This window comes from Paenisporosarcina sp. P5_A11, from assembly GCF_056400705.1.
Genome location: NZ_JBFUKT010000001.1, coordinates 95,737 through 106,809, shown reverse-complemented (window position 1 = coordinate 106,809; position 11,073 = coordinate 95,737). Strand labels below are relative to the sequence as shown.

The following is an 11,073-nucleotide window of genomic DNA, read 5'->3' as shown; positions in this document are numbered from 1 at the left end:
ATGTTTTCACAGCAAAAATTGAGTAATACACGTCTCTCGTACCTATGTCTAGCAAGCGCCAGCCTAAGATCTCTATATAGGGGTCAGAAAGGCGCTATGCACTTTTCTTGCAATCTTAGAAGTGGTGGTGAAACTCATGTTGAACAATAAATTGTCAAAAGAAGAACTTTATTACTGGGAAAATTGGCAAAAACAGCGTGATCCACAAGCGGGAGAATATCTAGTAGAGCGCTATCTTCCTTTGGTTGACTTTGTTGTACAACGGTTTATGATCAGTTTACCTAGAACGGTTGAAAAGGATGACATACGTAGTCTCGCATATGAAGGGCTGCTTGATGCATTTGATAAATTCAATATTGAGCGAGACTTAATGTTTGAGACATATGCTTCATGGAGAATTAAAGGAGCAATTATTGATGGTCTTAGGCACAGTGATTGGTTACCTCGTTCTGTAAGGGAAAAAGTGAAGAAAATCGAAAAAGCTTATGCTGTTTTAGAACAGAAAAATAATTATTCAGTTTCGGATGAGGAAGTTAGTGAATATCTAGGGATTACTAAAGTCGAGCTGAACAAAACAGTATCAGAAGCTGCTTTATCTACAATGACTTCAATTGATGAAACCACTTATGATGAACATAATCAAGTTGGAAAATATAATATGGTTAATGATAATTCTGGATCTCCAGAACGATATTTAACCGAACAAATGACTAAAGAATCTCTATCAAAAGCTATTGAGCGCTTGCCAGAAAAAGAGAAAATAACGATTTCTTTGTGTTATTTCGAGGAATTAAAATTAACTGAAATTGCAGAAGTTCTAAATGTAAGTGTTTCTCGAGTTTCTCAGCTGCATTCGAAGGCAATGTTGCGATTACGTGCATCTGTTCTATCTATACATGAAAATTATTAGGTTTTTTGAATAAGGTTCAGAAGGTTAAGGTGATACCCTTGGATTGGTTACTAATTGGATTAGTTATTTTAGTGATTTTAGTGAATATCAGGTCATTTATCGTTTTGACTCAGTTTAAACAAAAAAGGACACAAATGTTACAGGATACGGAAGCCATTCATCAAAGTATGGAGGAGTTTGTAACTAGCATAGAAAAAGAAAATGATGAACTCTATCATAAACTCGTTGATTATATCAAAGTGAAAGAGAGTAAGCTTGACGAGAGAATTCGACTATTAGAAGAACAACTAGATACTAGCTTGATGATAGCACCTACCAATGTACATACGATTGATAACCAAGGCGATGAGGAACAGACAAATGACTTTTATTCGAATGAGAAAGAACTAGAAAACGAAAAAATATCAAAATTATATAAACAAGGTTTTTCACCCACACAAATAACAAAAGTACTAAAGATTGATCAAGGAGAAGTAGAACTTGTCATAAATATGTTGATCAAAAAGCAAAGCTATAATAAGTAAAATGAGGTGCTTCATTTGCGTATTGAAGGGCAAACAAAATTTCCAAGCGACAGGCTTAATAAAAGTGCTGTAGAAAATAAATACACGGAGTCTTTTTCTGCAGTAATAAAAAAATCTCAGTCAAAATTGCAGCTGGAATCTTTAAATCAATTAATGACTCGTGTGGATGCACAAGGACAGAAGCTTACGAAACAAAAAACAATAGAAAATCTCGTTGATTATAAGAATTTAGTAAAGCAATTCATAGGAGAATCATTGAGTTATGGTTTGCAATTATCCGATAAACAAAGCTTTAGCCCTAGTGGTGGTATGAAAAATCATCAATTAGTTGAAGTAATTGATCAAAAACTTATTGAACTTCACGAGGAAGTGTTAAATAATGAAAAGGAAGGTATTGACATTCTTCAGATGGTTGGAGAAATCAAAGGGATGCTAATTAATATATATATGTAATTAGTGATGTAAATGGGGGAAACGTAATGAGCGAAAATCGTCGTGAATTTTTTCGAGTGAATTTTGAGAGATCGTTAAGTGGACAGCTTTTAGTACATGGAGGAGAGTCAATGTTCCTAAGTATTGATAACCTTAGTGTGAAAGGCTTAGGATTTTCTTCATCAATCGAGATTTCGCTACTTGCTAAAGTAGAATGTCGTTTTGAGATTTTAGATATCCCTTTTACAATGGATGGTTCTATTATTCGCAAGTCTAGAAAAACGGATGAAATTGAATACGGAATTGATTTTGTAGTGGATAAGGAAAAATCTTCACAACTATTTAAGCAATTAAATGCTTACCAAATTCGCCAACGAAGAGGAATGTTGGTTGATTAGTTAGATCAACCACTTCGCTTGGAGAAGGACATTGAAAAGCACCAATTAAGATGAATTTATCTTAATTGGTGCTTTTTTAATAAGAGGAAAAGTATAGTATAAACAGGTGATAATTTACAAGTATAAGATGATCTATTACATTAAAATCAGAAACTTAAAGAGGAGAGATATGATGGATTACACGGAAGATAAAAGTAAATTTTGGATTTTTTCCTTACTTTTATTAATAATAGCCCCTTTTGTTATCATGCTGACACCCATGATTGTTTCTGTTACACTATCGGATACTCCTGATAAAGTTGTCTTTATTCCGAAAGGTACAAGTATGATGATGTATGGTTTAGCTTTTGCAGTTGTGATCGTTTTTCTATGTGCAATGTATTTTTCAAAATCCAAAATGTTAAATATGTTGCTAGGGTTCATGGCGGTAGTTGGCTTCATCACCATTTTCAGCTTAGGTGTTCAAAACTACGTATATCTCCATAAGGACTTTATCAAAAATAATCCGATCTTGGGTTCTAAGGTTGAATACCAGTGGGAAGACCTTGCGAAAGTGACACACGAAATGTACGACGAAAAAACAAATCGCGAAGAAAACTATATTTTCGAGTTTAAAGATGGTTATACTTTCAGTTTTATTGGATCCGGAATAGTAGATGGAAAGGTGAAAAGTGAAATTTACCAAAAGGTGATGAAACTCGAAGTGCCTTATGATGAATATTAACAGAAGGTAACCCTATTTTGGGAAGCCCTTTTTTTTCGCTTGGTTTCGGCATCTACGGTAGTTTTCATAAATGCAGACAAAAACCCATATAAACATAGAAACAAATATCATAAGGGTGGTAAACATTTCTTCTATATGGGTGGTTGGGTATTTATGTACAGCGTTAGGTTTTAGTATCGGGGGGATTATTGCCTGGATTTTAAAAGGATTTCAGAAGCGAATCGATACTGTTTACAGTATTTGCGCAGGTTTAATTCTTGGATTAATAAGTTTTGAAATTGCTCCTGAAGCAATCGAGTTAGGCAATTGGTTTACTTTTATTTTGGGATTTTTAATAGGCGTTACTTTATTTAAGGTCATACATAAATCGTTTATGATTCAAAGGGTACTTCCAGAAAATAAAGAAAAGCGTAATCCCTTATACACTGGGGCGATGCTAATGTTAAGTATTTCACTTCATAACCTTCCAATAGGAATCACGTTAGGTTCTAATCAAGACTCCACTTTAAGCTTTTCCATCCTTCAAACAATATTTCTTCATAACGTTCCTGAAGGAATTATCGTATTTACTCCTTTATTTATCGCGGGTCTTGGCATCTGGACATTGATCTTTCTTTCGCTTATCGTAGCCTTACCAATAGGGGTTGGTGCATATTTTGGAAATTTTTTAGGCATCGATAATCCGATTTTCTGGTCGATTTTCATCAGTTTATCTATTGGGATGATCTATATGGTGACAGTAAAAGAAATTCTGACTGACTCGATTAAAGACTCTACTTCAACGAAAGTTTTCTTTCTTGCACTCTTTGGTATTTGTGTAATTGGAGTATATTTCGCTTTTATTTAACTTATACAAAATAAGTCCCCCGTTAATATGAAGAGTTTAGCGGGGGACTTTATATAGAAAGGTTTCAATCAAAAGCTATTTTAGAACGGGTTAGGCGGATAACTGTGACTATTAGTAAGAACGCAACGACCAACATGAGAACGGACCCAATGATTACAACTTCTTGCACCGAAAACCATTGTGCAGCTAGCCCCATAATCAATACAACTAATAGTTGAATCGCATGAGCAATCATCCCATATAAGCTCGATATTCTCCCCATCATGTCAATCGGAATATTCTCTTGTATAAATGTCATGAACCCTGTGTTTGCCAGAGAAAGAAAACAAGCGAGAATGAAAAAACCGATACTTGCCATCAAGTAAGTGGTCGAAAAGCTATAGATGACATAGCCGATTGCTACAAGAGGGGACTCACGAATTATTAGGTTCCTGAACAATCAGGAACATTTACACACAATTGAATTAGAGGGTTAAGTGATCTGTACTTGAAAAGATACTTTAACTATAAGTCCTCAGTCTTTTCTAAAGTCATACGTGTCACTGCGAACATCAAGTTCCATTCCATTTATGGATACAATATGTTCAGTGATCCAATCGATTTCGCCTTCTTCCATCCTATAAGCCCAATACAGGTTCCTTTTTTCTCTATTCTTTTCATGGTAGATTACTTCGCCTCTAACTGCAGGTGCAACCGTGGAGTGTGCATTGCTTACATAAGTCAGGACCGTGTACTCTCCGGTGGGGGAGAGTTCCTCAGCTAGCAGTTCACCTTCAGGGACACGGTTTATATTGAAAAATAAATAATTGATAATCATGAACAGGCTGAATAGAAGGAACCCGATAAGCAAAACAAAATAACCTATGCCTTTCAAAAATGTCTTCGACCACATAAACCTCACTCCTCTGTCCTTAATAAACGATGGGAAAAGGAAATGGTTTCAGGAATTTGTTAATGGATAAGTTTACAGACAATTTGTTTGGTAGTATGTTGCAAAGGTTTACTGTCCAGCTGCTTCTCAAACAAAAAGAAAGCTGATTTCAAAAAATTCTTAAAAGCAAGTTGAGCATAGTATGGTTGCAATTCTCCATTAGCGTTTGCCCTTTTTTCTCTAAGAGAGCGATCAAGCGAATAAAGCCAATCCGAAATAATTTCATCAGTTAAATGGTGAGTGGCTAAAGTGACAAATGCACGAGCTAATCGTTCTTCTTCATCGTCTTGATAACCGACTGCAATAGTGAGGAATCGAGCAATATGTTTGAGTACTTTTCGTGCATCTGCTTCTGTTGACAATGGATGTTTGATTAGTGATTCCAATAAATCAGCTCCATGGGCGACGGAATGTGCCCATCCTTTATCTTGAACATAGCCTCTCAAGTCCTGTTCTTTCATCATATAGTCATTTGAAGCATTGATGACTTGAAGGATGATGTCTTCATCGAGTATTTGTTTGGTTACATCATATTCTAAAATTGCCGCAAAGAAGAGAGACGTAAATGAGCGCGTAAAGACAGAATCTGTCGTTGAATTTTCTATATCGAAAAACAAGGAACGATTTTTTAATAGAGAGTTCAATATATATTCCAACTGCTCTTTTTCTAAACGATCTTCGAATATCAGTTTACAAAATGCACTAAAAATAAGTTGATCTCTTACGACAGGGTCGGTCGTGCCAATATTTTCAATCATTTCATCAAGAATATGTATTGATATATGAGTTACTTCCCCAGTGATTATACTAGTTAATGTTGTTTTTAAGTTTTCCATATTATTTCTCCTTTTTGTCTAACTCTACCTTATTTAAGAAAGAATCTTAAGTTGAATTATTGAAGTCTAAATGTCCAAAATACTCGAAGTGTGCCCATTTATTTTTTTACAAAAAATACGCATATATGATAATATTACCACATGATAAAATTACTTAATAGACTGGAGAGAAGTGAATGAGCCAAGGGGTGTACTGTGAAAAATGCGGAAGAGAAATTAAGTTTACTGGTGATTTAGTCACGACCACTTTTATGTTTCAAGTAGTACCTTATCATGAAGATTGTTTTGCAAAAGATTTAAAAGGTTTGCGCACGTTCTTTGTTTCCAATAATCCGATTAACGGAATAGCTGGCAATATTACAGTAATACTTTCAGCAATCATAGGGACATTCGTAATCATCTTTTTAGATGGGCTCACCAGGTTTATAGGCTTATTAGCATTAATCTCTTTAGGTTATCGACTATATTCATATATACGATTTGAAAAGAGATTGCCTGATTGAAGGATTGATGGCGTAAATATTACATAGAAGGACTATCGTAGACCAAGAAAGACGGCATTATCTGACAATTTAATGCTAAACTAGTAATATCTTATTAAAAAATTTGGAGGTAAAAGTGAAAATTCAACGAAAATTTTTAATTGGTCTAGCTACTATTATCATGTTTAGTGGAACGACATTAACAACAGTTCCAGAAACTTCAACAGTTCATGCAGATTCTCCTTATATAAGCTTACAAAAATCGATTAATAGCGTCATGTCTGATAGTAGAATGACCAGTGCATCTACTAGTGTAACGATTCGAAAAGCGTTAACAGGGGAAATCGTCTATCAAAAAAATGGTGATAAAGGCATTACTCCAGCTTCTTCATTAAAAATCCTCACGGCCTCTGCGGCATTGGAAACATTGGGAGAGAATTATCGTTTTTCTACAGATGTGTTAACTAACGGAAATGTTTCAAAAGGAACCTTGTATGGAAATCTGTATCTTCGGGGAAAAGGGGATCCTACTCTACTAAAAAAAGATTTTGATCATTTTGCCAATATGTTGGTCATTAGAGGAGTGAAACGACTTTCTGGCCACATTATTGGTGATGATACATGGTTTGACGCTGATCGACTGTCAGCTGGAATTGCGAAAGAAGATGAATCCTATTACTATGCAGCTCGAATTTCTGCTTTAAGTCTTTCACCGAACACGGACTACGATGCAGGGTCCTTAATTGTTGATGCCAAACCTTCAATCAATGGTCGAGTTGCAAAAATTACGTTAACACCAGCAACAAGTGTAGTCCGTATCGTCAATCAATCAAAAACAGTTCCAAAAGGATATTCAAATACATTGAAGATTAAACGTGAATACGGAACTAATAAAGTCATAATTACGGGTAATGCGCCTATTGGATCTGCTGGAAAGAAAGAGTGGATTGCCGTAGCCAACCCGACCGCTTATGCATTAGATGTGTTTAAAAAATCTTTAGCTTCTAAAGGAATTACATTTGTCTCTACATCTAAAGTTGTTTCAGGGAAAACACCTAATAATGCACGTGTGTTACTCTCGAAAAAATCAATGCCGTTAAAAGATTTAATGATTCCGTTTTTGAAACTAAGCAACAATACGCATGCAGAAGTTTTAGCGAAAGAAATGGGTAAAGTAAAATACGGAGAAGGTAGCTGGGATGCTGGTCTTAAAGTAATGAGAGAGTATGCGGGTTCCGTTGGTTTGGATGTCAACCAATGGGTGTTCGAAGACGCTGCTGGTATGTCACATGCTAACAAAGTACCCTCTAGTCAAATGACTCAATTACTCCATCACGTAAGATCTGAACCATGGTATGGTGTATTTTTAAAAGGACTTCCAATTGCCGGTGGATATGAACGATTCGTGGGTGGTACATTACGTCTAAGAATGAAAACGGCTCCAGCAAAAGGAAATGTGATGGCGAAAACGGGTAGTCTAGACAATGTTAGTGCACTAGCTGGCTATGTGAAAACTAGAGATGGAGAGTTGTTAGTTTTCTCTGTCCAAACTCAGAATACTAAGTCCAGCACGGTTCCTGTTATCGATCGTCTAGCAACAGCTATTGCGAATTCGAAAAAAACTCCTTAACGTATTTCGAAAAGAAAAATTAACAGAAATTCTAAGTTAGATTGCCACAGCCCCAAATTTCATTGGAGCAAGGGCAGTCTAATTTTTATTTAGATAAATTTGGATATTTATGCAGGAATTTAGGGATTTTTTTCGAATGTATGAAATAGATAGAAAAAAATAGCTGGGGGACATTATGAAACTAAAAATTTTACATACTAATGACATACATAGTAATTTTGAAAATTTTTCAAAAATTGCGACATTGATTGCGCAGCATAAAGATGACAATACATTAATTCTAGATGGCGGAGATTTCGCTGACTTTAAAAGCATCGAATTGCAAGGTACGAGAGGAATAACGGCAATTGAACTGCTGGAAGAAGTGGGATACAATGCATTGACTATAGGGAACAATGAAATGTTCAATGGCATGGATACGCTTGAACATATGGCAACCCACAGTTCTGTCCCGTTCATTAGCAACAACTTAGTGAGAAAAGAATTAAGCAACATCAAGGGAGTAGTTACGAGTACAATTATCAATAAAAATGGATTGCGTATACTGATTACGGGCTCTTCACCAGATATGGGTGTGTTCAATGAAGGTCTAGGGATTCATGTGCATCCTTATCAGGTTGCGATTGCGAATGAGATTGAACGAAATGAAGGTAAGTACGATTTGTGTATTTTGCTTAGCCATATCGGAACTGTAGCCGACGAAGACCTAGCGAAAGATATGCCCCAAATAGATGTTATCCTTTCTGCACACGATCACCAACTTTACAAAGAAGCAAAAATCGTCAATGGCACAATTATGAACAGTGCAGGGAAGTACGGAGAATATTTAGGAGTTGTGGAATTAGAAGTGAATCCGAATAGACACATAGAATTGCTTCATTCGGCCACTCTTTCTACCGAACACGGGAAGGAAGATGAGCGTGTACTGGCTATTCTTAAGGATAATAAAGAAATAGCTATTGAAACGTTGAGCAAGCCCCTCTATACAATCAGTCATCCTCTTTGGCATGATGTGCTTGAGGAAAATCCATTGACTAACCTAATTGCGGACGGGGTAAAAGACATGTTGCAGTGCGATATTGGTCTTATTAACAGTGGTATTGTCAATGCGGGTGTCTTTAACGATATTTCCAATAAAAAGCTAATTGAAATCTGTCCATCTCCTTTAAATCCAACGTCGTTTGAAGTGAAAGGAAAAGACATCAAATTAGCTCTTGAGCAATCACTGGATGTCCAAGTTTGTTTGGCAGATGGCAGAGGTCCTGGATTCAGAGGGAAATTCGTGGGAAGACTTCATATTTCCGGTGCTGATATCGTACATAACGGCAAAGTAATCGAAGTGGTCACCATTGGAGGACAACCGATGGAAGATGATGTTTGGTATTCAGTAGCAAGCTCTGATTATTTACAGCGCGGTTCAGGCTATGCATCACTTGCGAACAACCGCAACGATCAATACCAAGCAGAAGAAATCAAAGACGTCATCCGTCAATATGGTAACCAAACAGATTTTGTGGAGCGTGCGATGGATAACCGATGGAAACAGAAAACTAAAATGAACGTATAGAAAAACCGGTGCGGGAGATCTCCCGTACCGGTTTTGTTCATAAACGAAGGTAATTTAAATTAAAATAATCCGACCGCGTTACCATCTGAGTCAACATCCATATTCAATGCGGCAGGTTGTTTTGGTAAACCTGGCATGGTCATGATGTCACCCGTTAGACAGACTAAGAAGCCAGCACCGAGTTTCGGGATAATGTCCCGGATGGTAATGGTAAACCCTTCAGGACGCCCATGAAGGGAAGGTTGATCAGAAAGAGAATATTGAGTTTTGGCCATACAAATTGGCAATGCATCCCAGCCATATTTTTTTAGTTCTACTAGCTTTTTCTTGGCACTATCTGTTAACTGAATGTCAGATCCACCATACACTTGTTGAACAATAATTCGAAGTTTTTCTTCGACCGAATCGGTTTCATCATAAAGCATAGTAAAGTTTTTCGGTTTAGCTAATTCTTCTTTAACAAGCTTAGCTAATTCAAGTCCACCTTTACCACCTTGCTCCCATACATTGGTCAATGCAATCTGAACACTTTGTGATTTAGCCCAATTCATAACTTCTTGTAACTCATCTTGTGCATCTGCTGTAAAACGGTTTAATGCAACGACTGGTTCAATACCAAATTGACGAATCGTATCTACGTGTTTTGCTAAGTTCGACATCCCGCGTTTCACGGCATCAGCATTTGGTTGTGTAAGTTGATTCTTCTCAACATCCCCATGCATCTTGAGGGCACGTACGGTCGCAACAATGACTACGGCATCTGGGTGGAAGTTACCTTTTCTTGATTTGATGTGCATGAATTTCTCAGCACCTAAATCTGCCCCAAACCCAGCTTCCGTTATGACGATATCTGCCAGTCTTCTAGCGGTATTTGTTGCCATCAAAGAATTACAGCCATGGGCAATATTCGCAAAAGGACCACCGTGAATGATTGCAGGAGTACCTTCAATGGTTTGCACCAAGTTCGGCTTGAATGCATCTTTTAATAGCAATGTGAGAGCACCTTCAACACCTAATTGTCGTACAGTTACGGGTTCTTTATCATATGTATAAGCAATGACCATTTGAGCAAGGCGCTCTTTCAAATCTTCGAGGCTGGTTGCCAAGCATAAGACTGCCATAATTTCAGAGGCCACGGTGATATCAAATCCATCTTGTCTAGGAACCCCTTGTAGTGGACCACCTAAACCTATAGTTACTTGTCTTAATGCACGGTCATTCATATCAAGAACTCGTTTCCACGCAATTCTTCTTGGATCTAGATTTAGTGCATTACCTTGATGTAAATGATTATCGATAAGCGCGGATAATGCATTATTTGCTGATGTGATGGCATGTATATCTCCGGTGAAATGAAGATTGATGTCTTCCATCGGCAATACTTGTGCGAATCCGCCGCCAGTTGCTCCTCCTTTCATTCCCATAACAGGTCCTAGCGATGGTTCACGCATTGCGACGATGACAGACTCATGTAGTTGATTAAATGCGTCAGCAAGTCCTACCGTAACCGTCGACTTTCCTTCACCAGCAGGTGTTGGACTGATGGCTGTAACTAAGACGACTTGGCCTTGAGTGGTTACTGGTGGCAGAGAATGGACGTCAATCTTGGCTTTATAATTTCCGTATAATTCAAGTGCCTTTTGTGGTATTCCTGCTTTATCAGCAATTTCCTGTATCGGTAACATCGTTGCATTCGTAGCAATGGATAAGTCTGTAAACGACATGAATTCTCCAACTTTCCTTTTTCCTTTTATGGAAATATTAATTGATCCTGCTTTTCTTATATCGCAAT

13 protein-coding genes are annotated in these 11,073 nt (G+C 37.2%); 9 read left to right on the top strand and 4 right to left on the bottom strand.

What is annotated here, in order from left to right:
- The first annotated feature begins 136 nt into the window (after window positions 1-136).
- From AC1DOS_RS00565 to AC1DOS_RS00540, 6 genes are all read left to right on the top strand, one after another.
- Entirely contained in the window at window positions 137-910 is a 774-nt protein-coding gene (locus tag AC1DOS_RS00565) for a FliA/WhiG family RNA polymerase sigma factor (protein WP_477535996.1), read from the top strand.
- A gap of 29 nt (window positions 911-939) precedes the next feature.
- Window positions 940-1,434: a DUF6115 domain-containing protein gene (locus AC1DOS_RS00560; RefSeq protein ID WP_477535995.1), complete on the top strand. Its 495-nt coding sequence runs from the start codon at window positions 940-942 to the stop codon at window positions 1,432-1,434.
- Window positions 1,435-1,449: 15 nt separating this feature from the next.
- A complete protein-coding gene (locus tag AC1DOS_RS00555) occupies window positions 1,450-1,887 on the top strand; it encodes a YaaR family protein (protein WP_108585648.1) in 438 nt (145 codons plus the stop codon).
- Between the two features lie 26 nt (window positions 1,888-1,913).
- Complete coding sequence (locus AC1DOS_RS00550) at window positions 1,914-2,264, top strand: PilZ domain-containing protein (RefSeq protein ID WP_108585647.1); 351 nt, start codon at window positions 1,914-1,916, stop codon at window positions 2,262-2,264.
- Window positions 2,265-2,433: 169 nt separating this feature from the next.
- Entirely contained in the window at window positions 2,434-2,988 is a 555-nt protein-coding gene (locus AC1DOS_RS00545) for a hypothetical protein (RefSeq protein WP_477535994.1), read from the top strand.
- 70 nt (window positions 2,989-3,058) lie between these two features.
- Window positions 3,059-3,835, top strand: coding sequence for a ZIP family metal transporter (locus AC1DOS_RS00540; protein ID WP_477535993.1), 777 nt, complete (start codon window positions 3,059-3,061; stop codon window positions 3,833-3,835).
- Between the two features lie 64 nt (window positions 3,836-3,899).
- Here the strand turns inward: AC1DOS_RS00540 and AC1DOS_RS00535 are convergent, their stop codons facing one another.
- From AC1DOS_RS00535 to AC1DOS_RS00525, 3 genes are all read right to left on the bottom strand, one after another.
- The gene (locus AC1DOS_RS00535) at window positions 3,900-4,133 is read right to left on the bottom strand and encodes a hypothetical protein (RefSeq protein WP_477535992.1); all 234 of its coding nucleotides are present in this window, start codon (window positions 4,131-4,133) and stop codon (window positions 3,900-3,902) included.
- A 216-nt stretch (window positions 4,134-4,349) separates the two neighbouring features.
- Window positions 4,350-4,727, bottom strand: coding sequence for a DUF5412 family protein (locus tag AC1DOS_RS00530; protein WP_477535991.1), 378 nt, complete (start codon window positions 4,725-4,727; stop codon window positions 4,350-4,352).
- Window positions 4,728-4,786: 59 nt separating this feature from the next.
- Window positions 4,787-5,602: a DUF2785 domain-containing protein gene (locus tag AC1DOS_RS00525; RefSeq protein WP_477535990.1), complete on the bottom strand. Its 816-nt coding sequence runs from the start codon at window positions 5,600-5,602 to the stop codon at window positions 4,787-4,789.
- Window positions 5,603-5,778: 176 nt separating this feature from the next.
- On the opposite strand from AC1DOS_RS00525, the gene AC1DOS_RS00520 reads away from it, so the two are divergent.
- The 3 genes from AC1DOS_RS00520 (at window position 5,779) to AC1DOS_RS00510 (ending at window position 9,281) form a co-directional block, all read left to right on the top strand.
- Complete coding sequence (locus tag AC1DOS_RS00520; protein WP_477535989.1) at window positions 5,779-6,105, top strand: hypothetical protein; 327 nt, start codon at window positions 5,779-5,781, stop codon at window positions 6,103-6,105.
- A 115-nt stretch (window positions 6,106-6,220) separates the two neighbouring features.
- Window positions 6,221-7,714, top strand: coding sequence for a D-alanyl-D-alanine carboxypeptidase/D-alanyl-D-alanine endopeptidase (dacB, locus tag AC1DOS_RS00515; RefSeq protein ID WP_477535988.1), 1,494 nt, complete (start codon window positions 6,221-6,223; stop codon window positions 7,712-7,714).
- Between the two features lie 175 nt (window positions 7,715-7,889).
- Complete coding sequence (locus tag AC1DOS_RS00510; protein WP_477535987.1) at window positions 7,890-9,281, top strand: bifunctional metallophosphatase/5'-nucleotidase; 1,392 nt, start codon at window positions 7,890-7,892, stop codon at window positions 9,279-9,281.
- Between the two features lie 59 nt (window positions 9,282-9,340).
- On the opposite strand, the gene AC1DOS_RS00505 is transcribed toward AC1DOS_RS00510, so the two are convergent.
- Window positions 9,341-11,005 (bottom strand): formate--tetrahydrofolate ligase, encoded by a 1,665-nt coding sequence (locus tag AC1DOS_RS00505; RefSeq protein ID WP_477535986.1) that lies wholly within the window; start codon window positions 11,003-11,005, stop codon window positions 9,341-9,343.
- Window positions 11,006-11,073 lie beyond the last annotated feature (68 nt).

Bases quoted from the DNA above. Each gene is read 5' to 3' on its own strand.
- AC1DOS_RS00535 (WP_477535992.1), bottom strand. From the start codon at position 4,133: ATGACATTTATACAAGAGAATATTCCGATTGACATGATGGGGAGAATA.
- AC1DOS_RS00520 (WP_477535989.1), top strand. From the start codon at position 5,779: ATGAGCCAAGGGGTGTACTGTGAAAAATGCGGAAGAGAAATTAAGTTT.
- AC1DOS_RS00525 (WP_477535990.1), bottom strand. From the start codon at position 5,602: ATGGAAAACTTAAAAACAACATTAACTAGTATAATCACTGGGGAAGTA.
- AC1DOS_RS00530 (WP_477535991.1), bottom strand. From the start codon at position 4,727: ATGTGGTCGAAGACATTTTTGAAAGGCATAGGTTATTTTGTTTTGCTT.
- AC1DOS_RS00545 (WP_477535994.1), top strand. From the start codon at position 2,434: ATGATGGATTACACGGAAGATAAAAGTAAATTTTGGATTTTTTCCTTA.
- AC1DOS_RS00540 (WP_477535993.1), top strand. From the start codon at position 3,059: ATGCAGACAAAAACCCATATAAACATAGAAACAAATATCATAAGGGTG.
- AC1DOS_RS00510 (WP_477535987.1), top strand. From the start codon at position 7,890: ATGAAACTAAAAATTTTACATACTAATGACATACATAGTAATTTTGAA.
- AC1DOS_RS00505 (WP_477535986.1), bottom strand. From the start codon at position 11,005: ATGTCGTTTACAGACTTATCCATTGCTACGAATGCAACGATGTTACCG.
- AC1DOS_RS00565 (WP_477535996.1), top strand. From the start codon at position 137: ATGTTGAACAATAAATTGTCAAAAGAAGAACTTTATTACTGGGAAAAT.
- AC1DOS_RS00550 (WP_108585647.1), top strand. From the start codon at position 1,914: ATGAGCGAAAATCGTCGTGAATTTTTTCGAGTGAATTTTGAGAGATCG.